We start from the raw sequence: 23,894 nt of genomic DNA on the forward strand, positions 1-23,894 counted from the left end.
ACTACCACGATGAAAAAAACATATTTATACTTGTCAATCTGGATTTTATCAACAGGAATATTTTCTGCTTGTTCCGATTTCCTTGATGAAGAAGCGAAAGGAAGCCAAGTCGATAAGAATTTTTATAAAACCGAATCCGACGCCGTTGCCGCTACGGATGCAATTTACAGTTACCTGATCTCTGACGCGGATGCATTTAATTTGTGGAGCGATCATTTTGGGGGATTATTTTACAATGACTTCTGGGAACTCCCTGAGTTAATGTCCGACAATGCAGTATCCAAACAGTCATCCCCTGATTATCAATCTATTGATAAATTTCAAGTAGATGCATATAGTATCAGGGTTGCCTGTTTATGGCGTGATTTTTATACAACCATCAATGTCTGTAATACGGTAATTGCAAAAGTTCCTGCCATTCACTTTACGGATGAAATCAAGAAAAATCAGTTGATCGCCGAGGCTAAATTCTTCCGTGCATTGTGCTATTTCGAATTGACCCGTTTCTTCGGAGATGTCCCTTTACATACAGTTCCAACCGAAAGTGTTTCGGAGAGTCAGATCCCAAGAACACCCGTAGCCCAAATCTATCCTGTAATACTGGAGGATCTGGATTTTGCCGAAAAGAACCTGAAGTATGAAGATCGTTTGGGCTATGGACGTCCATATGCATTATCAGCTTCTGCTTTATTGGCAAGAGTATATTTGACGCTGGGACAGAAAGAGAAGAATAACACTTATCTCCAGAACGCTGTAGAAAAGGCCGATGCGGTGATTCCTGCTTTTCCAATGGGCTCTTATGAAGATCTGTTTAAATTAGAAAACCGATTCAAAGGAGAGCGGATATGGGAAGTAAATTTCAATGCCTCATTGAGTCAGGGGTGGAAAGGAAATCAATTTCTGGTTCGTTTATTGCCTCAGATGGATACTGAAAAAGGAGGGCCTAACAATGCCCGGGGATGGGTTGCTGCAACGGAGAATCTATATAGTACTTTTGATCCTGAGGATAAACGACGTGACGTGACGTTGTTCAAATCATTCACTTATACTGACGGCTCCACGGAAACATTCGACGCTCCCTATTTTTGCAAATATTGGGACAGGATAGCCGAGCCCAAAGGAAATGAATCCAATGCCACCCTCCCCTATCTGCGTACCGCTGAAATGTACCTGATAAAAGCGGAAGCATTGAATGAAATCAATCAAAACCCGACTCAGGCCGCTAAAGATGCATTAAACGCAGTTCGTCAGCGTGCAGGATTAGGTGATACTCCAGCCGATAATTACGCAGACTTTAAAAAAGCTGTCTTAGAAGAAAGGCGTATGGAATTTGCGATGGAAGGACATCGTTGGCATGACCTCGTGCGTATGTGTACATTGGACGAAATAAAAGAGCTGGTAGGCACAGCGAAACCGGGAGTTGTTCCAAGGGAAGCCAACTTTCTATTTCCGATTCCTAATAACGATAGAATTATTTCTAATGGGAGATTAACCCAAAATGAAGGGTATTAATTAACAGGACTCGAACAGGAACAGGATTTCTGTTCGAGTTACATAAATCATTACAAAAATGAGATTTCAATTATTTATATTATCCGGTTTACTATTTGTTTTTTCCTGTCAACAATCCGACAGGCAGGAAAACGTATCTGATTCCCCTCTTGATGATGGAGAAATAGTTATTGACACCCAAATGGTGGAATTTTTATTTCCTGCCGGAAAAAATAATCTTACAGGTGGTGATGGAGCCATATCCATACAAATAGATAATACCAGAAGTTTCTGGTTATGGGGTGATTCATTTTTAGGTGAAGTCATCGATAACCAAAGGGCAGAATCATCCCCATTTATTATGGGGAATGTATGGCAACTACTGGATGGAGAGTCAGTACAGACTATAACCGGAGGTACCCCCATGAGTCCGGAATCATTGTTAAAAACAGAAAAAGTAAATGGATATCCGGCCATCCTTTGGCCTATGCACGGTTTTGTAAAGAACAATATCGTACATGTATTTATGTCCACTATTGTTCAGACAGGGACGGGAACCTGGGATTTTTACTGGCATTCAACCCTGTATTATCGGTTAAGTCTTTCGGATTTATCCGTAATTGACAAACAGGAATTATTGACTGTAGAACAGACAGACGCGCACTTCGGGTTTGGGATCACCGAACACGATGGCCTTTACTATGTGTATGGTTCAAATCCCCAAGCAGACTTCACCGCAGGCTTACATGTAGCCCGGGCCCGCTTGGTAAATGATAAGTTACAAGATTGGGAATATTTTGACGGTAACAACTGGGTAACCGACGTGAAAGAGAGCAAATCGTTACAGGGTATTGACATCCCTGTTTCGGAACAATTCAGTGTCTTCAGGCACAATAACAAATTCATCCTGTTAACACAAGACAGGTTTAAGCCCGAAATTTATACTTTTACTGCCGATACACCTGAAGGACCGTGGTCAAATAAAAAGCATATTTATACTATACCCGAGGGGGAAGATTCAACATTATTTACATATAATGCAATGGCTCATCCCCAATATGATCCGAATGAGAATTTATTAGTAAGTTACTGTGTCAATGCAAAGAATATACCCGATTTATATAGTGATGTATCTATTTATAAACCGCGTTTCTTTTGGGTATCAATGAACACCATACTGAAATAAGTATTGTTTAATACTTTAAGTTTGGAAAGATTTTCAATATTCCCATTGTTTGATCCTTCGTACCGCCTCGGCAGTCCTCTCATGGCTGTTGAAGGCGGTCAACCGGAAATAGCCTTCGCCTTTGGAGCCGAATCCTACGCCGGGTGTGCCTACAATATGGCACTCCTGGAGCAGGCGATCGAAAAATGTCCATGAATCCATGCCACCGGGACATTTCAGCCAGATATAGGGAGAATCTTTGCCGCCAAAGAAAGTCCATCCTTTTTCTGTTAGTCCTTCCCTGATCATCTCCGCGTTACGCATATAGTAAGAAACCATTTCGCGTACTTCCTGTTGGCCCTCCGGTGAATAAACGGCTTCGGCTGCCTTTTGGACAATATAGGGCGTACCATTGAATTTGGTGGACTGGCGGCGGTTCCATAAGCCGTTCAGCGATATATTGCTCCCTTCTGCGGATCTTGCTGTCAGCACTTTCGGCACCACCGTATAGCTACATCGCAAACCGGTAAATCCGGCATTTTTGGAGAAAGAACGAAACTCGATGGCACACGCTGCAGCTCCCTCAATTTCATAAATACTCCGGGGTATTTCATTGTCCCGGATAAAAGCCTCATAGGCCGCATCAAACAGAATAAGACTCCTGTTTTCCAACGCATAATCCACCCATTGTTTGAGTTGTTCCCTGTTCATCACAGTACCTGTAGGGTTGTTGGGATAACAGAGGTATATCACGTCCAGGTGGTGCGAAGGTATCTCGGGCAGAAAACCATTCTCCTCTCCACAAGGTAGCAACACAATTTGGGAGGATTTACCAAGGCGCATGATATTGGTGTCAAGATAGACAGGATAGACAGGATTGGTGATAGCCACAACATTACCCTCTCCCAGGATATCACCAATGTTACCCGTATCGCTTTTCGAACCGTCACCTACAAAAATTTCACCGGGTGAGATATCAATCCCTCTCTGCCTGAAATCGACCTCCGAGATCTTCTCCCGCAAAAAAGCATATCCCTGTTCCGGTCCATAGCCGCGAAAAGTCTCCTTTACACCCATTTCATCCACTGCATTATGCATGGCTTGGAGAACAGATGGAGGCAGAGGCAGTGTCACGTCTCCGATCCCCAACCGGATAATATCGGCTTCGGGATGTGAAGCACTGAATTTCTCTATTCTTTTAGCTATGGTACTGAACAGGTAACTTTCATTTAGTTGCAGATAGTTCTCGTTGATTTCAAACATATATTCGATTTGTTGATGGAATGAGATTGAAAAAGATTGGTTAAACCTAACCACCTGGACATCTTTCCACTTTTTTCCACTTATAATTGGCACATTATTCACTACTTGTCCCGATTTATCGGGATTGGCACATTAAATTTCGCCTTTGAATACAAAATGGGCATCACCGGTAAGATAGACCTGATTGTCATCCCTATCCCATTCAATTTCAAGTACTCCTCCTTTGAGTTGAACAGAAGCTTTGGTATCGCACCTGCCTGTGATCACTCCTGCGACCAACGAAGCACATGCTCCGGTTCCGCAGGCAAGTGTCTCGCCACTTCCTCTCTCCCATACCCGCATCTTCAGATGGCTTTGGTCAATCACCTCAATAAATTCCACATTGGTCCGTTGCGGGAACAAAGGTTGATGTTCGATCAGTGATCCAATTTTCTCAATATCCAGCTTATCAATACCGTCCATAAAGATGACTACATGCGGATTGCCCATTGAGACAAAGGTGATGGGACACTCTTTACCATTCACCGACAGGGGATAATTCACCATCTCAGGAATTGTAACCAAATTCGAATCGGAGAAAATCGCTTTTCCCATATTTATCCGGACACTTTCGACCTTATTGTTCTGAGGATTCACCGTCAACAAAAGATATTTTATCCCCGATTTGGTATTTAAGGCAATCTCTTTTTTTGTAGTCAATCCTCTTTCATAAAGATATTTGCCCACGCAGCGTGCCGCGTTACCGCACATCGCACCTTCACTACCATCGGCATTATACATCTTCATCGAAAAATCACCCTCTTCATCAGGTCCGATAAGGACAAGCCCATCACTCCCGACACCAAAATGACGATCACTTACCCGGCGGGATAATACTTCAGGATCATCCACTTGTTCTTCGAACAGGTTGACATAAATGTAGTCATTACCTGCGGCTTGCATTTTTTCAAACTTCATACGATTGAAACTTTGTTACATTCTCTATCAAAATAGGGTTTGGCACCGGATCCCGAAATAATGATGCCCTATTATCCCAAAAAACACCTGCGTGATTCCATAGAATCAGGCAAGTGTTTTAAGATTATATGCAATAAATGTAATCTGCTTTATTATCTGGACTACATTATCGCGACTGAAACAAAATACTATATCCTCCTCAGTAAATATTTGAACGATTTCGCATAAAACAACCCATTCAAATAGAAAATTGCTGATTATTCGACAAAAATACAACTTTTTGTTTTATTTTCATGTGAAAAATAATCAAAAGTTTTATTTATATTTTACCCATTTCATCATCTCTTTGATAGATGGCTTCTTACCGTACATCAAAATACCTACCCTGTAAATTTTGGCGGCAAGGATAGAGATAAGGATAAATGTCCCGTAGAGCAGCACGATTGATAACAACTTTTCCCACAATGGAATTCCAAACGGAATACGTACCATCATCACAATGGGCGAACTGAATGGAATCAGTGACGCCCAGAAAGCCAGGGGCCCGTCGGGATTATTCACGCTATAGAATCCGGCCAGGAAGGCAAACACGATAATGAGCGTTACAGGAGTCATAAACTGGCTTGTGTCCTCTTCACTATCGACAGCTGATGCAAACATGGCGAAGATAGAAGCATACAGGATGTAGCCTCCGATAAAGAATAGGATGAAATAGAAGCCGATCTCTAACCAGTTGACAGTCATGACCGTATTTAGCATCCCTTCCATATCGAAGTTGCCCATTTCGGTCGGCATAGTAGTGTCCATCTGTCCGGGAGAGGCAATAAAAAAGGAGAGTCCGCTGAAGAAGAGTCCCATCAATATCCCCCAGATAATCAATTGGGTTATTCCGACCAATCCGATTCCCACTACTTTACCCACCAGCAGGTTGACCGGTTTTACGGAAGAGACCATCACCTCTACAATCCGACTTTTCTTCTCTTCCAGCACCGCCTGCATCACCATGTTGCCATACATCAATATAAACATATAGATAAGGATGGTGAACAGCATTCCGATGATGGTAGCCAGTTCGGTAGAGGATTCCGAGACGCCTCCGCCGCTGTCGAGGCGTAATGTCCGCAAAGAGACCCTTGACCCTTCTTCCACGATGGAGCGCACCTGCGTAATGGCTTCCCTGTCTACATTACCCGAAGAGGAAAGATCATCCAATTTTTGCTGTGTTACCTTCTCATTCAGTGTCCTCACGATCATCGACTGCAACTCCTGCGGCGCCTGTTTCTGGGATGTGAGCGAAACCGAACGGGGATTTTCGTTCAGGTCGGCGGTAATCTGCAAAATGGCAAACAGATCCTTTCCCAATCTCGATTCCGGATCCTGGTGTTCCGATTCACCTATGACCTGAAACTGATAAGCGTCAGTTGATTTCAATAGTGGTGCATAGATGCCCGTATTGTCTATCACGGCTACATTCTTCACACTACCGTCGTTGAGCGTGGAAAGCCACAGGGGGACTAATGACAGAGCCACCATCAGCACCGGCATAAGAAGCGTAAGGATAATAAATGATTTTTTTCTTACCCTGGTGATATATTCTCGTTGGATTACTAAACCTAATCTGTTCATATTTTATTGTTATTTTGTTACGGTGCGGATGAATACATCATTCATGGTAGGCAGTTCTTCATCGTAACTCACCACCTCGTATCTGTCGAGAATTAATTTCACCAATTCGTTACTGCTGATATCACCCTCTTTTTGTATACGCAGATCGATAAATTCATGGTAAGGCTCCTTCGATAATAAGGTGAAAGAAGGATGTACCAGGTCGAATTCATTGCCCATCAGCCGGAAACGGAAGATATTGGGGCGGTGTTCCTTGCGGATATCGAACACTTTTCCCTGCAACACTACCTGCGACTTATGAATGAGCGCAATATTATCGCACAACTCCTCTACCGACTCCATATTGTGTGTAGAGAGAATGATGGTCTTTCCTTCATCCTTGAGGCGTAACATTTCCCTCTTCACGATATCCGCATTCACGGGATCGAAACCACTGAAAGGTTCGTCGAAAATCAACAGATCAGGATTATGGATTACGGTGGAGATAAACTGTACTTTCTGCTGCATCCCCTTCGATAATTCCTCTACCTTACGATTGTACCAGTCCATAATGTCGAATCGCTTGAACCATATCATCAATTCGCGATGGGCATCCTTTTTCGATAATCCCCTTAATTGCGCCAGATACATAGCCTGCTCCCCTACTTTCATTTTTTTGTATAATCCGCGCTCTTCGGGCAGATAACCGATTTTGTACACATCTTCGGCTTTTGAGGGGCGACCGTCGATCATCACTTCCCCACTGTCAGGGGCAGTAATACGGGTAATGATACGGATAAGCGTAGTTTTACCCGCACCATTCGGTCCTAACAATCCGAAAACAGTAGCACGGGGAACCTGAATACTCACTTTATCCAGCGCCAGATGATTGGCATACTGCTTTACTACATTACTGGTTTCTAAATACATCTATTTTAATTTAATTACCAATTACTAATTACCACGGGAAACGAACTATCACCGGAAATACAACTATCGGCGAATCCATTATCGCAAAGCTATATCGTGCGAAGCATACTATCATCTTAGTCTAATATTTTAGTATAATTCTTTCTCCCAACTCTTTCGAGAGAATTTTCTTTATCTCCTGTAACTGCTGGAGCCGGACAATAAGAGAAAGAGAATCATCCGGATTACTTTTTCGCATCTCCTCTTTTATCTCCTTGATCTGTTGCAGGACATAGGCATTTTTCAGTTCTGTCGTCGCGCGGGGCACATAGGAATTCAGCAGGTTTTCCTCCAACAGTCGGGAATCTTTGTCATCGAGTTCTTCTCCCAGTATCTTCGCATGGATCTTACTCAGATGATAGCGGTCACTCATCAACTCCGATGCCAGTTTGCTGATAACCGGATCGACATGCGACAGAAAATGACGACCGGAATCGAAATCCATATCCTCCATATACGCCACAGCTTCTTCAAAAATCCGTTTGTACAAGCCAGTAGTAAACGTGATATTATCACGCTCCAGGTCGAACTTTACAAATTCCGTTACACCCGGCCCCTCTTCTACCAACACATCCTCTTCAATGACCTCTTTACCCTGTTTCCGTTTCTGTTTTTCAAACTTACGGTAAATAGGTCTGTTACCATAGCGGACTACATAACGTAGTATCTCCTTTTCATATTTTTCGTAAGGACTTTTTAAAGAAACCTTGCTTTTTGTCTCTTCCCCGGGTATTGGCATATCTTCCGGTTCACGCTCCGGCAGCAAAACGGGCTCTTTCTCTTTTTGTTCCTTCTTCCTTTCGTAATTGCGGCGACGTATCTTATTGATCTCCGAAATCAGTACCCGCTCCTGTATATTCAACAGTTGGGAGCATTCCTGAATATAAACAGAACGGGTAATGGTATTAGGTATTAACGCGATACTCTCCACCACACTCGATATCAATCCTGATCGCTTGACGGGATCATCTCCCACCTCTTTCAACAACAGTTGTGTTTTAAAACGGATAAAATCGACCTCATTCTCCGCAATATATTGATGAAAACCCTCTGCATTCTGCTTTCTTGCAAACGAATCGGGATCCTCTCCTTCGGGAAGAAGTACTACTTTCACATTCATACCGTCTTCCAGCAGCAGGTCGATCCCTCTCAGCGCTGCTTTAATCCCCGCCGCATCGCCATCATAGAGGACAGTAATGTTCTCGGAGAAACGGTGTATCATACGGATCTGCCCGTAGGTAAGCGCCGTCCCGGAAGAGGCCACCACATTTTCAATTCCCGCCTGATGCATAGAGATCACATCAGTATATCCTTCCACCAGAAAACATTTGTCCTGTTTTACTATGGCATTTTTGGCGAAATAAATTCCGTAGAGTTCCTTGCTTTTGGAATAAATCTCACTTTCGGGGGAGTTCACATACTTCCCCGTATTCTCTGCCTTTTTGAGGATACGACCACCAAAAGCGACTACCTTCCCCGAAAGTGTATGGACAGGAAAAATCACCCTTCCACGGAAACGGTCGAAAAGCGGTTGATTGTCGTTACCGGTAGATAATCCTGTTTTCAGCAAGTAATCGCGTTTGTATCCGGCTTTCTGTGCCTCGACCGAGAAGGCATCGCGTTGCTCCAGGCTGTAACCAAGCTGGAACTTTTTCACGATATCGTCGCGGAATCCTCTTTCGCGGAAATAGGAAAGTCCGACGGCCTTCCCTTCGGGATGCGTATGAAGTATCTTTACAAAATAATCACGGGCATACTCATTGAGGATAAACATACTGTCCCGATCGCTCTGGGCCTGCTTCTCCTCATCGGTAAACTCTTTCTCCACCACCTCGATATTGTACTTGCGGGCAAGATACTTCAGTGCTTCGTAATAGGAAAGCTGCTCATGCTTCATCACGAAGTGTATCGGGGTTCCCCCTTCGCCGCAGGCAAAACACTTACAGATATTTTTGGCGGGAGAAACGTAAAACGAAGGAGTACGGTCGTCATGGAACGGGCACAAACCCACATAGTTCACCCCCCGGCGGCGGAGCGTGACAAAATCGGATACGACATCTACAATTTGTGCCGCATCCTGAATACGTCCTATAGTTATCTGGTCGATCATTTGGCAGTACGAAAATACTAATTTTTCCTGTAAAAGAATGCTAATTACAAAAATAAAGCCCTATATTTGTAGGGTATTTAGTCTAACTCAAATACTATTAAATATTACGAAAATGGATGCAATCGACTGGTCGAATTTATCATTCGGCTACATGAAAACCGACTATAACGTCCGCTGTTATTACCGCGACGGCAAATGGAGCGATCCCGAACTGGAAACATCGGAATATATCAACCTTCATATGGCAGCTACCTGTCTGCATTATGGACAGGAAGCCTTTGAAGGGCTAAAGGCTTTCCGCGGGAAAGACGGTAAAATCCGCATTTTCCGGATGAGAGAGAATGCACTGCGTTTGCAATCCTCCTGCCGCGGCATCATGATGGCGGAACTGCCGGTAGAACGCTTTGAAGAGATGGTGCTGTTAGCCGTGAAGAAAAATGCACATTTTGTACCGCCTTACGAGAGTGGAGCATCATTGTATATCCGTCCGCTGCTGATTGGTACCAGTGCCCAGGTAGGAGTAAAACCGGCCAAAGAATATACTTTCCTGATTTTTGTCACACCGGTAGGTCCTTACTTTAAAGAAGGTTTCAAACCTACTCCTATGGTCATCATGCGTGAATACGACCGTGCCGCTCCACTCGGCACAGGGACTTACAAGGTGGGTGGAAATTATGCCGCCAGCCTGCGTTCGGGTGAGAAAGCACACGAAATGGGTTATTCCGCCGTGCTTTATCTCGATGCAAGGGAAAAGAAATATATCGACGAGTGTGGCCCGGCCAACTTCTTCGGGATCAAGGACAATACCTATATCACCCCGAAATCGGAATCCATCCTGCCCTCCATCACCAATAAGAGCCTGATGCAACTGGCTGAAGATATGGGAATGAAAGTAGAACGCCGCCCGGTTTTGGAAGAGGAACTTGCTACCTTCGAGGAAGCGGGAGCCTGCGGTACGGCTGCAGTAATCAGCCCCATTTTAAGGATCGACGATTTGAGTGAAAACAGAAGTTACCATTTTTCCAAAGACGGCAAAGCAGGCCCGGTTAGCGAGAAGTTATACCATAAACTACGTGCCATCCAATATGGCGACGAACCTGATAAGTACGGATGGGTAACAGTGGTGGAGTGATTTATTCACTACTCCATTCCTTATATGGATGCATGGACAGGAACGAATTGTAATATCGCACATTTCCGGTCACCTCATCTCCCAGCCAGTCGGGGCGATCAAACGATTCTTCTTCATCTTCCAGTTCGATTTCAGCAATAACCAACCCATCGTTATCGCCGTAGAATTCATCTACTTCGAACAGATGTCCACCGTAATCAATTAAGTACCTGGTTTTTTCAATCACCGGATTTTCACATAACGCAAGCATCTCTTCGGCATCCTCCATAGGAATCTCATATTCCCATTCATGGCGTTTGATTTTGCCTTCTGCCAAAGCGCTCTTGATAGTGATAAATGCTCTTTCACCCTTGATCCGTACACGGATCACACTTATTCCGGAAAGGGAAAGATAACCCTGTTTGATAGAAAAACTTTTGGATGATTGTGATTTATAATCACCCCCGACAAGAAACTTGCGTTCAATTTCGTATCCCATATGCATTAAATATATGACAGTTATAACAAAGAAAATGTGAAAGTGTTGCGTGTATGAGAATACAAAAAAATAACTATGCTTTTAAAATTCCGTAATCGCTACGAAAAAATAAAAACATAGTTAAGATTTTGGTTGGATTAAAAAATCAATGCGCGTAATTCTATTTTTCAATGAATCCGGAACAAAAATAGAGAATTATTCCCTATGAATGATGATATTTGTAAAACGATTCAAGTATCTGTAGAAAAATTCCACAGTGGAGTCTTTACAACATATTTTCAACCCCCGGATACGTATGGTTGATTTTTGAGGTGTCTTTATTTAAAATCCGTTGCATGCAACGGATCGAACCCGACATACAACAACTATTCACCCGCATAAAGGAAGATGATAAAGAGGCGTTCAATTGTTTATTCCGATTGAAATACGAGTCACTCTTGTTTTTTGCGAAAAGCTACCTTGGCGAAACGGGGAAAGCAGGTGAGGTGGTCTCCGACCTGTTCGTCTGGCTTTGGATGAACCACGAACGCATTGGCGACATTGGTTCACCCGAAATCTATCTTTTTAAAAGCGTGAAAAACCGTTGCCTGAACGCTCTAAGGGATTCAAGTAAGGTCGTGCCACTCGACGAACAACCCATAACGGAACAATCATTGGCCGACAGCAATCCTCTTTCAAGAATGGAACACAAGGAACTGTCGGCAAGACTGCATGCTCTTATCGAAAACCTGCCCGATCAGCAAAAACAGGTTTTCAAGATGATAAAGGAAAGCGGTCTCTCTGCCCGACAGACAGCCAAAATTCTCCACCTTTCACACCGAACCGTCGAGACACATCTCTATAAAGCCGTGAAAAAACTCGAAGAGGAAATCACCCTCTATCTGGGCTATTCTCCCCGCAAAAAGCAAATGAAAAAGATAATGGCAGTGTTGTGGTAATTTTAAAATTATCCTACTTGCCGGGTGATCTCTATCCTCAAATTCAAAGCATTCATGATACGGTAAAAAAATCCTACGCTCGGATTAACAATACCATTCTCTATTTTAGAAATATAGGATTTATCCACTCCTAATCTTTTTGCAAGCTCCGTCTGGGTGATCTTTTCACTTTTACGCGCATCCAGAATGACCTGCCCGGTATAAAAGGCATATGCCCTTTCATCGAATTCGGCCCGTTCCGGCGTACCGGGTTTTCCGAATTCTTTTTCCAGTTCAGCACTTAAGTCATGTATTTCGAATTCCTTTTTGTTCATTATATTCTCTTTTTATTTTTAATGCTTTTTCTATCTCCCCTTTCGGGGTTTTTTGTGTTTTCTTACGAAACCCATTGAAAAGGACAACTATTTTATCTTCATCAAAAATGAAAAACAGTCGGAATATATTTCCATTATATGTTATTCTCAATTCATACAAATCATCTTTTATATATTTGATAAATTTGACAGGTAATCGATCTTGAGTTTCGAGCAATAATAATACGTATTTTACTTTCAATTGCTCTTTATCGGTCAATGAATGTAAAAATGTATGATAGTACTCCCCAAAAGCAATAATCTTCCTTCTCATGGCACAAATATATATAAAGTTGATATATATTGCAACTTTTATGGCTGTTTTTTATTGCATATCGGAATTTTTTTTTCTTATCGCTACGTATTTTTTGTCGCCGCTGTGTCCTTATTATAAACGACAAACTTTACAGCAATGACAAAAGAAACATTTGTCGCTTTATTATCCAAAGAGATAGGCGGTAATATATCGGAAAAAGAGCGGGCGGATCTACAGCAAACGCTGACAGAGAACCGTCAGTTGAAGGAAATCTATGATGAAATCTATGGATTCATGCAGGATAGAGAAGCTCTGTCCGATGTAGATATTGATGCCAGACTGGATGAAGTATGGGATAAGATCGCCGGAATGCCTGAAACCGGTTACCATATATCGGAGCCACGTAAACGTATAATGCCGTCTGCCATTGTTTGGCATCCGCAAAAGCCGTTACAGTCAAGTAAACATATAATCCCCGTATGGGCCCGGATTGCCGCAGCGATAGCTATCCTGATCGGATTAAGCTGGCCGGCTTACTATTATCTTTTACCCAAGCAGGAGCTTTATAGCCAGGTGATGGAGTCAGGCGATGAGAACCTGTACGCCGTCCTTGATGACGGTACACAGGTGTGGCTTAACAAACACTCCCGAATCGCATATAATGACCGTTTTGGCGAGAAGGATCGTAAAATACACCTCACTGGTAAAGCGTTCTTCGATGTAACACATCGTCCCGAGGTACCCCTCACCGTAACCGCACGCGACATAGATGTGACGGTAAAAGGAACCGCCTTTAATGTGGATGCTGCCTCTTCGGACATTGAAGTGGCGCTGATACGCGGATTGATAGCAGTGAAAGACAACCGGAGGAAAAATACCAAAGAGATATTGTTACAACCTAACCAAAAAATCGTAGTGCGTGACGGTCATATCATCTCGGGTGACAGTAATTATGTTGTCCGTGATTTGGTACAGGAAAACGATACGATCATTCCCGAAACACAATGGTTGAAAGGCTCACTGGTTTTCCAGAAACAGCGGTTTTCCGATTTAGCCAAGCTAACCCAACTTTCACTTACATTTCCACGCAATCCTGTCCAGAATGAGTCAGGACGATCCCCTTGGCGGTGACTGTGACCTACATATTTTTATTTTCTTGAACGGCGCCTGTTTCATCTTTAGGATGGAGTATATCCTCTCCGCTTGCTTTGTCGGCCGACTGCATTGTCTCAGTTCCACCTTCTCACCCAGGGCATTGACGGCTTCTGTAGTCACCAATTTCTGCGTAGACATGCGGCGAACAATCTCTGTCCAATAAGCGTTTTCTCCCGATTGCTTGAGTTGAAAGCGTATCGTATTGACAATCCAATAAGAAAGTAGTCCGAAGAATAAATGCGCATCACTGCGTTCATCCTTTTGATGATAGATGGGTCGTAGATTGAGATCCGTTTTTAGCTGCCGGTTGGTGCATTCTATCTCACGAATCAAATTATAATACTCCCAGGTCGTCTGTTCGCCAAAAGTCCGTACGTTGGTTCTCAGGAAATAGACTCCCGTGTTTTTGTCTATTGCGGTAATATCCTTGATCGTCCAGTTTACTTTTTGCATTTCAGACCATCATAATTCGTCTGTTCGGCATCATAACCCCACACATTGAGCACCCTTGTATGAAAGCGATGCGACAGATTGATCTTGTCTTTCGTGCGCAGGTGATTTTCGACAAAAGTTTGTTTGAGCTTGAAATAGTCGGGCTTCAACCGGTTGACCTGCTGGTTGAACTCCCTGATAGCCTCGCTGCTGTAACCCGATTTCTCAATCACCTTTTTGGAGAAATCTTCATCGAAGTAGTTGCTGGCAAAGTATTCACCGATATTTTGAATGAAATGAATCATATTATTTACCCCAAACATTATTTATTGGTACTGCTTGTAAATTTTTACCTCCGAATCCGCCTAACACATGCTCTCCCGTATACAGCAAAATCCCTTTTTTAAATTTATGGCCTGCCAATTGGGCTAACTTCTTCAATCCTTTAAAGTCATCTGGTTTCAAGGAGGTTTTTGATTTTATTTCGATTCCATAGATCATCTTTTTTTGATCTTCGATCACCAAGTCCACCTCTGCACCTTTGTGCATGCTAAAATGCATTAATTTTAACGGGTCATTGAACCAACTGATTTGTTTCAGTATCTCCATGGCTACAAAATTTTCTACAAAATGTCCTGCCTGTGTTCGGTCTTGCAACAGGTCGTCACCACTATTCTCCAATTGACACAACAGTCCGGTATCGTTTAAAAATATTTTTGGCGATTTCACAAATTGCCCTTCGGCATTAGGAGTCCATGCAGGGATTTTTACAATCATAAAAACTTGTTCCAACAATGCCATATAGCGTTGAAAAGAACTGTTTTTTATTCCTGTCAACCGGGCAATATCAGACATATTGATCGTGCTTCCTACCCTCACACTCAGCTGGTTTAAGATTTTTGGCATGTATATGAGACCATCAATATTGGCCAGGTCTCGGATATCTTTTTGCAGGATAGATTCCAAATAGGCCTGCAACCATTTTGCTCTTCGGCTTTCCGAGACACGGTTTACGACTTCGGGATATCCTCCCCGTCTTATCAGTTCAATGATCTCCTCCCAACGGGTAGGAATAGATTCAAAGTTATTTTCATCGTTGATTAAGTTATCCAGAAATACACTTTTTCTTCCATTTATTTCATCAACCGAAAATGGCCAAAGGTGGTGTGTTTCGATTCTTCCGGCCAATGAATCGGCTACCTTGGGTTGTAGCATTACATTGGCAGATCCTGTGAGGATGATTCTACGATTGCGATTGTCATCAATCAGTTTCTTGAGACTTAAAAATATCTCAGGTGCGCGTTGCACTTCATCAATAATTACATTCTCGCCAATATCCAACAAGAAACCCATTGGATCTGATTGAGCAGCAGCTAATACCGACGGATCATCGAAGGTGACATAACTACCTGAAAAAATACCATCTTTCAATAACTGTTGACAAAAAGTGGATTTTCCAGTCTGTCTTGCACCTGTTATCATTACCACTGGCGTGTCTTGCTGTGCTTTTGATATCTGCGTATATATAAATCGTTTAATCATGTCTATTTTACTGCAAATATATCAATTTGTGGGTAAATATGGACAATCTCGTGGGTAAATATGGAATATATTTTTCACGGAGATGCGCTAATTATAAAATACCGCCAATACTTTTAAATAGGGAACGCTGTTTAAACTTGTCAAATCTTTGAAATATTGGCTCGACCTGTTGAGTATGGTCTCAATCTCGATCTCCTTATCTCTCCTGCGTCTTTTCACAAATCCATATTCAGGCTTGTCACCAAACTTAATCTCCATCTGGTGCTCCTTGCTCCTTTTCCAGTTCCTCATCTTTTCTTCGTAAACTGCCATCTCTTTCTCCATTTCCAATTGAAGCTTTTGCTGTTGCTGATCCATATGAAGTTGATGAGCAAACTTGATTGCATCCGGCAGCAAGACCTCCAGCTGCTTGATCTCTTCATCGGTTATCTCCACCGTGTAAAGTTCTTTGTTTATTTGATGCTCTTTCAGGAAATCGGCAAACTTCATCGGCCTGTCCGCCAATCCGCCACTCCTGTGCATGGGTACCACAAAAAGGTCGGAGAGAATGGATTGTCCCAGATTATTGGCTACCAAACCCTGAATCAGATAGTAAGCCATATCCTTGGGCAGGCGATTAATTTTGGAAACAAGTGCCACATCTTTATCGACTGAAGCTTCCAACTGCGTCATCAGATAACGGACTACCGGGTGAAGCTCATAGAGCATCTGAAATCTGGCCCACTCTCCTTTTCGCTTGCGCGCATCGCTAATCGCTTTTTGCACATCCTCCCTGTTGAGTGAGAGTTGATATACATCACCAATCCCTCCAGGTTTTGCTTCTTTGGGTAAATCGTAAAGTATCCGATCAAGCTCAGGAGTGTTCTTCACCTCAAGAAGATCACCCTCAAAACAGGCATCATCGGTTTTAAGGCTATTTTCACTTTTCAGTTGCTCCAGTAGGGCGGTATAATAGCTTTTATCGTTCTCAAAGAGTGAGACCTCTTCCACGATGGGATCCTCGATCGCTAATCTGGGGGTGGACTCGTCAAACAGGGCATCAAACCAGTCGTCCGACTCTTCACTGGTGGGTGCTCCATCCAGCATATCCCTATTCCCTGTTGCAATGGCAGTGGTCACCAGTTCCTCTTCGGCAGATGCCTCATAGAGTTTATAGACCGATGCGGCATCGCCCAGGGATTGATAAACAGCTTCCTCCTTTTCTTTGAGTTTATTGACAATATGCAGGTCATCTTTCAAACCATCCAAATCGGATGTGGCTACCATGTAATGTATGAAGGGTGTTTTGGTTTGTCCATACCGGTCGATCCTTCCATTTCGCTGTTCCAGCGTGATCAGCGACCAGGGAATGTCGTAGTTAAACATATGGTTGCAGTAGTAGTGCAAGTTTACTCCTTGCGAACCGGCATCCGAAGTAAGCAGTATGCGATAGTCAGAGTCCTCTTTGCCAAAATCATCGATGATGCGCTGTTGCTCCATATCGGTGAGTGAGCCGTGAAAATCGGCTATCACACTGTCATCCAAGTCAAAGTCACTTTGCAGTTTCGTTTTTAACGCTTTGAGCGTCTCTATACGCTCAGCAAAAACAACGATTCTGAAATCTCTCTTTCTTCCATACCAGCCAAGGTCGATTAACTTTTTTCTAAACGCCAGGTATTTGGCATCTTGTTTATGATGGATGATTGCTTCCAGTTTCGCCTTCAAATTGTACAGAACATCACGGTTCTGCTCCACAATATCTTCCTGTTCTGTGAGTGCATCCAGTTTACTGATCCTGTTTTCAATGGACTTTAATGCTGCCTCGGGAGATGACATGTAGGACTTGAACAGACCAATGGCAAAAAGCAAATCTTTTTTCTGTTTGTTGCTGGTTTGCTTTCCGAACAAATCAGTGGAAATATCGTCCGGCATAAGGTTCTGCAGGGCTGCAAACTTAATGTTTTGCTGGATCTGCAGAAACTCATTCTCTGCGTCGCTTAGCTGGGCATGGATGGATACGACCTCACGATCCTGAAAATTGGATCGTACGGCATCATCGTCAATATCATTTTTAAACCGACGTACATAGTAATCCTTGATATCTTCCCGTGAATAATTGTACTCCTCTTTGATGGCCAGCGGCTCAATCATGTTGATGAGGTTGGCAAAGTTTTCCGGTTTTCCGTTGTGAGGAGTGGCTGAGGTGAGAATCAGCGACTCACACTTGGTACTGAGCAATTGTGCTAGCCCTCCCCGCTGCGAAGAGCTGTTTGCAACAGTATGGCATTCATCGATAACCACAATGTCCCAGCGTGTTTTTTCGATATAGTGTTGAAACTTGGCATTGTTTTTCAAGGTGTCTATGGATACGATGGTCTTATCGTAATAGTCGAAGGGATTCTTGTTGATCGGGAGTTCAGATTTGATTCTTGAAATCCCGTCCGAATCCAGGCGCACCAGTGGAATGGCAAATCGATTCCATATCTCCTGTTGGAACTGGGAGAGGATGTGTAACCTTCCCTATTTAGGGAAGGTTACACAAATAGGGAAGGTTACAGTTGATGAGTCATTAATAAATGCATGTTTAATCACTGATAAGGTAGATCTCAAGACATACAAGATGCATTTATCATTGGAAGATGTAATGTAGAAAGAGGCTGAATTCTTGCAGAGGGAGTTAATGCTCGGAGATAAAACATAGCCAACCGACTATACGCAAACAATATAAACATTTTAATACATGAAATTGTAGATGCGCTTTTAAAAGTTGACTTAAATAAAAGAAAAGATACTCAGAAGGGTTTATTATTAATGGATATTATCGAAGTGTTGGGGAAAATTGCTAGTGAGCAAATGGACGAGCGAGCGGAAGCGTACTTAAAAACAGAATATGAACGAGGAAACGATAAAGTAAAAAAGGCGATAAAAAAGTACTTAAAATGAAATTTGTGTAAGTGGTCGCCCTCCTAGCGACCTTCAAATTTGGGCCGACCGCACAGCCGATAACACAGCATTGCCGCTTCGGGTCGCGGAAAGCCAATTCATGATGTCGGACAAGTAAGCTGTGTCATGGAGTTGACGCGCCCACATCGATTCGCTAACCGAGTCGGCGGGGAGGGTGGATTCAGAGAAGAATGCCCGCCTTGTAAGCTCATCGACGTCGGCAATGCCAAACGTTGTGCGGCATACAAAAAAAGCCAACGCTGAAAAACCAAAAGAGCTTGCCCTTTTCCAACCCACGACAAGACAATGAATAATTGCACTGAAAAATAGTGAACTTTTACTATCTTTGACACCGAATAAACAAAACTTAGGTTTCAAATGAACCGAATAAAAGAAGTTTTAAAAGACAAAGGGATTTCGCAGGCTTGGCTTGCCAAACAAACGGGAAAAAGCTACAACACGATTAACGAATATGCTCGTAATGTGAGACAACCGAGTTTGGAAGACTTGTACACCATTGCGGAAATTTTAAATGTGAAAGTCAAAGATTTATTAACTGAAAGAAGATAAATGAAATTATATACAACATTAGAGCAACAACTCAAAAAAGAGCCCAACTTCGTTACAGACAACGGAGAACTGAAAAAATGGGTGGTGTTGAACAAAGCACAAAATTTTGACGAAGAATTGATTGGACTGTTGCTTGACAACACAGACCTGAAAGAGAAGTTTTTTGTAAACGTGAAAGGCACATTGGTTTTTAACCAAAACTTGTTTGTTCAGTTTCTGGAACAAAAAAACTATCTGAACGACAGCTACACCCAATTCAAAAACAAAGTTGGACTGACCATTGACGGCAAATACCTGAAACAACGCAACGAAGTGGCATTGGTTTGGCCATTTAAAGACTGCATTTTGGAAGGCGGACAAAGCCGTGAAGAAGACAAACGAGAAGAAATATTCTTTAATGAAATTTTGGCACAAGATGAAATAACCCAACTTTTAGAACCCAAAGTTTTGACCAATGCCAAACGCATTGACAAAGGCGGAGAAAAACCACTTGACCAATTTAACCGAAACGAAAACGGCACTATAGCAGACAACCTAATTATAAAAGGAAATAACTTACTTGGAATAGGAAGTTTATTGCCAAAATTCCGTGGCAAAATTAAGTTCATTTATATAGACCCACCATACAACACAGGAAGCGATTCCTTTAATTATAATGATGCTTTTAATCAATCGACTTGGTTAACTTTTATGAAAAACCGAATCGAGTTAGCAAAACGGTTGTTAGCACCTTCAGGGGTATTTATGGTTCAATGTTCATTTCACCAATTTGCATATTTAAAGGTTTTAATGAATGATTTATTTGAAAAACACTTGTGTGATTTCAATATACAAGTCAGACACCCTGATAGAGCTTTAACAGGCGACAAAGAGTTTAATGATGTTATTGAATATATTCTCATTTACTCGAACGATAAAGGCAAGAAAATGCCATTTATCGAAGAACAAAAAACTATAGATGATTATACATTGCAAATAGTCTTAAAGGAAGGTGTAGAACCTAAAATTATACAATGCGGTTCAAAAAGTGTTGAAATTTACTTACCTGAACAATATGAAGTAATATCAATACCACCAAGCAGGGAAGGATTGAAAAAAATTAGTATTCGGGGGTCAATTCGTGAAAAAAATAGTAGCGGAAGATTTTTCGTTAAATATTTGGAGAACCTAAGCGAATATCCACCAGAAACATTATTCAAAGTTCCTGATATGGGTGATGATTTAGAGAACCATAGATTCTTTTATTCAGCACCAAAAAATAAAAAGAATGGTGGTTATTATCAAGGTATGCCTACAAGTAGCGATGTGACTAAAAAACAGTATCCTAACTTTTACAATTTTGAGAAAGAATACAACAATGTTTCCAAGCAAGGAGATGTTGAGTTTAGAAATGGAAAAAAACCAGAAGAGCTTCTAAAATTTCTAATACAAATTTTTACCACTTCTAATGATATTGTTCTTGACTATCATTTAGGAAGTGGAACAACTGCGGCAGTTGCTCATAAACTAGGAAGACAGTATATCGGCTTGGAACAACTTCAAAGTCAAATTGATTTGTCTTTACAAAGAATTAAAAATGTAATCAATGGAGACCTAACAGGTATATCCGAAGATGAAGATGTGAATTGGCAAGGCGGTGGCTCATTCATTTATCTTGAATTAAAAAAATATAACCAATCGTTTATTGAGCAGATTGAAGAAGCCAAAGACACCAAAGCACTTTTGCAGATTTGGGAGCAGATGAAAGCAAAAAGTTTCTTGAATTACAATGTGGATATAAAGAAGCAGGACGAGCATTTGGAAGAATTTAAAGCATTAGCCCTTGCGGAGCAGAAACAACACCTTTGCGAGCTACTGGACAAAAACCAATTGTATGTAAATCTTTCTTCGCTCAATGATTCCGATTTTTCTTGCAGCGATGAAGAAAAGAAAGTAACCCAAGACTTTTATCAAACAAAGAAATAAGCAAATGGCGTTTTTATATGATATATTGTTACAGGAATTTGGTAAAAGAGCCATTGCCCAAGTTGCCGTTCCTAATCACATAACCGACAATTTAAAGCCTGGATTTGGTCAGCGACCTTATCAAATTGAAGCGTTTCAGCGATTCATTCTTTGCGATTCAGAAGATTTTGAAGGCAAACCCAAAAAACCGTTTCACTTGCTTTACAATATGGCAACGGGAAGTGGAAAGACACTGATTATGGCAGGTTTGATGTTGCACCTTTACCAAAAAGGCTATCGCAACTTTTTGTTTTTTGTAAACAGCAACAATATCATTCAGAAAACCAAAGACAATTTTCTCAATCCACAGGCTTCAAAATACTTGTTTAACCACAAAATTGTGATTGAAGGAAAAGAAGTGCTAATCAAAGAGATTGATAACTTTGAAGAAGCCGACCGTGAGAATATTAATTTGAAGTTTACCACCATTCAACAGCTTCATATTGACCTGAACAACACCAAAGAAAACAGCGTAACCTACGAAGATTTTAAGGACAAAAAATTGGTTTTGATTGCTGACGAAGCACACCATTTGGTAGCAGGTACTAAGTCGGGAAGATTGTTTGGAAGTTGGGAAGATACCGTAAAGAAAATTCACGATTCCAATTTTGAAAATATCTTATTGGAGTTTACGGCAACCATTGACACAGATACAGCAGAACTCGTAAAACACTATCAAGACAAAGTAATTTTCAAATATGACCTTGCTCAATTTCGTATAGACAAGTACTCTAAAGAAATCAACCTAATTCGTTCCTTGTATGATGAGCAAGAGAGAATCATTCAGGCTTTGATTTTGAATTTGTATCGTCAAGAATTAGCAACTTCAAACAATATTAATTTAAAGCCAGTAATTCTTTTCAAAGCCAAAAGGACAATCAAAGAATCAGAGCAAAACAAAGAGAACTTTCACAAACTGATTGATGATTTTTCGGTGGCAATGGTGATCAAAATTCAAAAGACTTCTACAGTTCCAATTGTTCAAAAGGCTTTCCGATTTTTTGAAGTCAAAGGCATTTCAGCCAATGAAATAGTTAAACGCATTCAAGCCAATTTTAGATTTGAAAATTGCCTAAGTGCCAACAATGATGCAGAAGCCGAACAGAATCAAATTTTGCTCAACACTTTGGAAGATGAAAACAATCCAATCCGAGCCGTTTTTGCCGTTCAGAAACTGAACGAAGGTTGGGATGTTTTGAATTTGTTTGACATTGTTCGCCTTTACGAAGACCGAGACGGCAAAGATGGGAAGCCAGGGAAAACTACACTTTCAGAAGCCCAATTAATTGGTCGTGGTGCAAGGTATTATCCGTTTGCATTGGAAGAAGGACAAGACAAGTTTACCCGAAAATTTGATGATGATATATCCAATGATTTGAAAATATTGGAAGAATTGTATTACCACACCAAAGAAGACAGCCGTTACATTTCGGAATTGAAAAAAGCCCTTGTGGATTCAGGTATTTATGAAGATGATGAGAATTTGGTTCAACTCAATTTATTTTTAAAACCTGAATTTAAGAAAACAGATTTTTACAGAGACGGACACGTTTTCTTCAATAAGAAAGTGCCAAAGAGTTTTGACAACATAAAATCGTTTGCAGACTTAGGCGTAAAGAAAACCAACTACCGACACCCTTTATCTTCGGGAGTTGGCAGAATGTCGAGTGCCTTTTTTGAAATGGAGCCGACCCAATCGAATGATGAAGTAATTAAAACTAAAGATGTTCTTTTAGCGAAAGACGAAAATAGACCAGAAAAGGATTTTATACCAAATCATATAATCCGTTTTGCATTGAGCCAAAACCCGTTTTTCTATTTCGACAGTTTATCGCATTACTTCCCAAGCGTTGATTCGCTTTCAAACTTCATTGATAGCACCGATTTTTTAGCAGGGTTGGAAATCACATTTAGCGGAACACCTAACCGACTAAAAGAAATTAGCCATTTCGACTATTTGCAAGCCTTAAACGGACTTTTGCAAAGCATTGAAGCAGACATAAAGAGCAACTCGACAGAATACGAAGGTTCAGACTATATCAAAGAACCAATTCACAAAGTTTTCAAAGACAAAGAAATCAAGGTTTACAAAGACAGCGAAAGAGCAGACGGACAAGAAACATTGGTAGCCAACGAGCCTTGGTATGTTTACAATGCCAACTATGGAACAAGTGAAGAAAAGAAATTTGTAGAACTGTTTTCAAGACGATTTGAAGGACTGAATCAGAAGTTTGAAAACATTTACCTAATCCGAAACGAAAGAGAAATTAAAATCTTCGACAAACTCGGACGAGCATTTGAGCCAGACTTTTTATTGTTCTGCAAACAGCGTGACGGAGAACAAATGACTTTTCAAGTTTTCATAGAGCCAAAAGGAGAGCATTTAAAAGGATACGACAAATGGAAAGAAGACTTTTTGACTGAAATCAAAGCAGAACAAAAGACAATCAAAATCCATACAGACACTTATTTGATAACAGCCGTTCCTTTCTACAACTACAACAACGAAAATGAATTTAAGACAACATTAGAAAACACATTAAACGAATAGA

The 23,894-nt window shown here is 41.5% G+C and carries 19 protein-coding genes and 1 pseudogene; 8 read left to right on the plus strand and 12 right to left on the minus strand.

Features of this window, described 5'->3' with window-relative positions; all coding sequences use genetic code 11:
* The first annotated feature begins 9 nt into the window (after nucleotides 1-9).
* Together PSM36_RS17030 and PSM36_RS17035 are read left to right on the plus strand one after the other, a co-directional pair.
* Nucleotides 10-1,512, plus strand: a complete 1,503-nt coding sequence (locus PSM36_RS17030) for a RagB/SusD family nutrient uptake outer membrane protein (protein WP_019538229.1) — start codon at nucleotides 10-12, stop codon at nucleotides 1,510-1,512.
* 58 nt (nucleotides 1,513-1,570) lie between these two features.
* Nucleotides 1,571-2,677 carry a DUF4185 domain-containing protein gene (locus PSM36_RS17035; RefSeq protein ID WP_083711115.1) on the plus strand — a complete coding sequence of 369 codons (1,107 nt, stop codon included), beginning with the start codon at nucleotides 1,571-1,573 and terminating at the stop codon, nucleotides 2,675-2,677.
* Between the two features lie 33 nt (nucleotides 2,678-2,710).
* Here PSM36_RS17035 and PSM36_RS17040 read toward each other — a convergent pair whose 3' ends face one another.
* The 5 genes from PSM36_RS17040 to dnaG all read right to left on the minus strand — a co-directional run bounded on the left by PSM36_RS17040 (nucleotide 2,711) and on the right by dnaG (nucleotide 9,560).
* Nucleotides 2,711-3,919 carry an LL-diaminopimelate aminotransferase gene (locus tag PSM36_RS17040; protein WP_076931918.1) on the minus strand — a complete coding sequence of 403 codons (1,209 nt, stop codon included), beginning with the start codon at nucleotides 3,917-3,919 and terminating at the stop codon, nucleotides 2,711-2,713.
* Nucleotides 3,920-4,051: 132 nt separating this feature from the next.
* Complete coding sequence (dapF, locus tag PSM36_RS17045; protein ID WP_076931919.1) at nucleotides 4,052-4,876, minus strand: diaminopimelate epimerase; 825 nt, start codon at nucleotides 4,874-4,876, stop codon at nucleotides 4,052-4,054.
* A gap of 315 nt (nucleotides 4,877-5,191) precedes the next feature.
* Entirely contained in the window at nucleotides 5,192-6,502 is a 1,311-nt protein-coding gene (locus tag PSM36_RS17055; RefSeq protein ID WP_076931921.1) for an ABC transporter permease, read from the minus strand.
* A 9-nt stretch (nucleotides 6,503-6,511) separates the two neighbouring features.
* A complete protein-coding gene (locus tag PSM36_RS17060; RefSeq protein WP_076931922.1) occupies nucleotides 6,512-7,411 on the minus strand; it encodes an ABC transporter ATP-binding protein in 900 nt (299 codons plus the stop codon).
* 121 nt (nucleotides 7,412-7,532) lie between these two features.
* Nucleotides 7,533-9,560, minus strand: coding sequence for a DNA primase (gene dnaG / locus PSM36_RS17065; RefSeq protein WP_076931923.1), 2,028 nt, complete (start codon nucleotides 9,558-9,560; stop codon nucleotides 7,533-7,535).
* A 112-nt stretch (nucleotides 9,561-9,672) separates the two neighbouring features.
* Here dnaG and PSM36_RS17070 point away from each other — a divergent pair, with 112 nt between their 5' ends.
* Nucleotides 9,673-10,692 carry a branched-chain amino acid aminotransferase gene (locus PSM36_RS17070; protein ID WP_076931924.1) on the plus strand — a complete coding sequence of 340 codons (1,020 nt, stop codon included), beginning with the start codon at nucleotides 9,673-9,675 and terminating at the stop codon, nucleotides 10,690-10,692.
* Between the two features lies 1 nt (nucleotide 10,693).
* On the opposite strand, the gene PSM36_RS17075 is transcribed toward PSM36_RS17070, so the two are convergent.
* The gene (locus PSM36_RS17075) at nucleotides 10,694-11,170 is read right to left on the minus strand and encodes a CYTH domain-containing protein (protein ID WP_076931925.1); all 477 of its coding nucleotides are present in this window, start codon (nucleotides 11,168-11,170) and stop codon (nucleotides 10,694-10,696) included.
* A 335-nt stretch (nucleotides 11,171-11,505) separates the two neighbouring features.
* Here PSM36_RS17075 and PSM36_RS17080 point away from each other — a divergent pair, with 335 nt between their 5' ends.
* Nucleotides 11,506-12,108 carry an RNA polymerase sigma-70 factor gene (locus tag PSM36_RS17080; protein WP_076931926.1) on the plus strand — a complete coding sequence of 201 codons (603 nt, stop codon included), beginning with the start codon at nucleotides 11,506-11,508 and terminating at the stop codon, nucleotides 12,106-12,108.
* 8 nt (nucleotides 12,109-12,116) lie between these two features.
* Here the strand turns inward: PSM36_RS17080 and PSM36_RS17085 are convergent, their stop codons facing one another.
* Nucleotides 12,117-12,422 carry a helix-turn-helix domain-containing protein gene (locus PSM36_RS17085; RefSeq protein ID WP_076931927.1) on the minus strand — a complete coding sequence of 102 codons (306 nt, stop codon included), beginning with the start codon at nucleotides 12,420-12,422 and terminating at the stop codon, nucleotides 12,117-12,119.
* Nucleotides 12,394-12,735 carry a type II toxin-antitoxin system RelE/ParE family toxin gene (locus tag PSM36_RS17090; protein ID WP_076931928.1) on the minus strand — a complete coding sequence of 114 codons (342 nt, stop codon included), beginning with the start codon at nucleotides 12,733-12,735 and terminating at the stop codon, nucleotides 12,394-12,396. Before PSM36_RS17090 ends, PSM36_RS17085 begins: the two co-directional genes overlap by 29 nt.
* A gap of 138 nt (nucleotides 12,736-12,873) precedes the next feature.
* Here PSM36_RS17090 and PSM36_RS17095 point away from each other — a divergent pair, with 138 nt between their 5' ends.
* On the plus strand, nucleotides 12,874-13,848 hold the full coding sequence (locus PSM36_RS17095) for a FecR family protein (RefSeq protein ID WP_076931929.1): 975 nt from the start codon (nucleotides 12,874-12,876) through the stop codon (nucleotides 13,846-13,848).
* Here PSM36_RS17095 and PSM36_RS17100 read toward each other — a convergent pair.
* The 4 genes and pseudogenes from PSM36_RS17100 to PSM36_RS17115 form a co-directional block, all read right to left on the minus strand.
* Nucleotides 13,825-14,328, minus strand: a pseudogene (locus PSM36_RS17100) (IS1634 family transposase); the annotation flags it as partial. The gene PSM36_RS17095 and the pseudogene PSM36_RS17100 overlap by 24 nt on opposite strands.
* Nucleotides 14,313-14,609 carry a hypothetical protein gene (locus PSM36_RS17105; RefSeq protein ID WP_175456885.1) on the minus strand — a complete coding sequence of 99 codons (297 nt, stop codon included), beginning with the start codon at nucleotides 14,607-14,609 and terminating at the stop codon, nucleotides 14,313-14,315. The pseudogene PSM36_RS17100 and the gene PSM36_RS17105, both read right to left, overlap by 16 nt.
* Nucleotide 14,610: 1 nt before the next feature.
* On the minus strand, nucleotides 14,611-15,846 hold the full coding sequence (locus PSM36_RS17110) for an ATP-binding protein (protein WP_076931930.1): 1,236 nt from the start codon (nucleotides 15,844-15,846) through the stop codon (nucleotides 14,611-14,613).
* Between the two features lie 87 nt (nucleotides 15,847-15,933).
* A complete protein-coding gene (locus PSM36_RS17115) occupies nucleotides 15,934-18,282 on the minus strand; it encodes a helicase-related protein (protein ID WP_197684908.1) in 2,349 nt (782 codons plus the stop codon).
* A gap of 864 nt (nucleotides 18,283-19,146) precedes the next feature.
* Between PSM36_RS17115 and PSM36_RS17120 the strand changes: the two genes are divergently transcribed.
* From PSM36_RS17120 to PSM36_RS17130, 3 genes are read left to right on the plus strand one after another with little or no spacing between them, the layout of a single operon-like run.
* Complete coding sequence (locus tag PSM36_RS17120) at nucleotides 19,147-19,338, plus strand: helix-turn-helix transcriptional regulator (RefSeq protein WP_076931931.1); 192 nt, start codon at nucleotides 19,147-19,149, stop codon at nucleotides 19,336-19,338.
* Nucleotides 19,339-21,303 (plus strand): DNA methyltransferase, encoded by a 1,965-nt coding sequence (locus PSM36_RS17125; protein WP_076931932.1) that lies wholly within the window; start codon nucleotides 19,339-19,341, stop codon nucleotides 21,301-21,303.
* A gap of 4 nt (nucleotides 21,304-21,307) precedes the next feature.
* Nucleotides 21,308-23,893 carry a DEAD/DEAH box helicase family protein gene (locus PSM36_RS17130; RefSeq protein WP_076931933.1) on the plus strand — a complete coding sequence of 862 codons (2,586 nt, stop codon included), beginning with the start codon at nucleotides 21,308-21,310 and terminating at the stop codon, nucleotides 23,891-23,893.
* Nucleotide 23,894 lies beyond the last annotated feature (1 nt).

The sequence above is a fragment of the Proteiniphilum saccharofermentans genome, assembly GCF_900095135.1.
GTDB lineage: Bacteria > Bacteroidota > Bacteroidia > Bacteroidales > Dysgonomonadaceae > Proteiniphilum > Proteiniphilum saccharofermentans.

Excerpts from the sequence above, each read along its gene's own strand:
- dnaG (WP_076931923.1), bottom strand. The coding sequence starts at position 9,560 with ATGATCGACCAGATAACTATAGGACGTATTCAGGATGCGGCACAAATT.
- PSM36_RS17075 (WP_076931925.1), bottom strand. The coding sequence starts at position 11,170 with ATGGGATACGAAATTGAACGCAAGTTTCTTGTCGGGGGTGATTATAAA.
- PSM36_RS17055 (WP_076931921.1), bottom strand. The coding sequence starts at position 6,502 with ATGAACAGATTAGGTTTAGTAATCCAACGAGAATATATCACCAGGGTA.
- PSM36_RS17120 (WP_076931931.1), top strand. The coding sequence starts at position 19,147 with ATGAACCGAATAAAAGAAGTTTTAAAAGACAAAGGGATTTCGCAGGCT.
- PSM36_RS17030 (WP_019538229.1), top strand. The coding sequence starts at position 10 with ATGAAAAAAACATATTTATACTTGTCAATCTGGATTTTATCAACAGGA.
- PSM36_RS17110 (WP_076931930.1), bottom strand. The coding sequence starts at position 15,846 with ATGATTAAACGATTTATATATACGCAGATATCAAAAGCACAGCAAGAC.
- PSM36_RS17035 (WP_083711115.1), top strand. The coding sequence starts at position 1,571 with ATGAGATTTCAATTATTTATATTATCCGGTTTACTATTTGTTTTTTCC.
- PSM36_RS17095 (WP_076931929.1), top strand. The coding sequence starts at position 12,874 with ATGACAAAAGAAACATTTGTCGCTTTATTATCCAAAGAGATAGGCGGT.
- PSM36_RS17090 (WP_076931928.1), bottom strand. The coding sequence starts at position 12,735 with ATGAGAAGGAAGATTATTGCTTTTGGGGAGTACTATCATACATTTTTA.
- PSM36_RS17085 (WP_076931927.1), bottom strand. The coding sequence starts at position 12,422 with ATGAACAAAAAGGAATTCGAAATACATGACTTAAGTGCTGAACTGGAA.
- PSM36_RS17040 (WP_076931918.1), bottom strand. The coding sequence starts at position 3,919 with ATGTTTGAAATCAACGAGAACTATCTGCAACTAAATGAAAGTTACCTG.
- PSM36_RS17070 (WP_076931924.1), top strand. The coding sequence starts at position 9,673 with ATGGATGCAATCGACTGGTCGAATTTATCATTCGGCTACATGAAAACC.
- PSM36_RS17125 (WP_076931932.1), top strand. The coding sequence starts at position 19,339 with ATGAAATTATATACAACATTAGAGCAACAACTCAAAAAAGAGCCCAAC.
- PSM36_RS17060 (WP_076931922.1), bottom strand. The coding sequence starts at position 7,411 with ATGTATTTAGAAACCAGTAATGTAGTAAAGCAGTATGCCAATCATCTG.
- PSM36_RS17130 (WP_076931933.1), top strand. The coding sequence starts at position 21,308 with ATGGCGTTTTTATATGATATATTGTTACAGGAATTTGGTAAAAGAGCC.
- PSM36_RS17105 (WP_175456885.1), bottom strand. The coding sequence starts at position 14,609 with ATGATTCATTTCATTCAAAATATCGGTGAATACTTTGCCAGCAACTAC.
- PSM36_RS17080 (WP_076931926.1), top strand. The coding sequence starts at position 11,506 with ATGCAACGGATCGAACCCGACATACAACAACTATTCACCCGCATAAAG.
- dapF (WP_076931919.1), bottom strand. The coding sequence starts at position 4,876 with ATGAAGTTTGAAAAAATGCAAGCCGCAGGTAATGACTACATTTATGTC.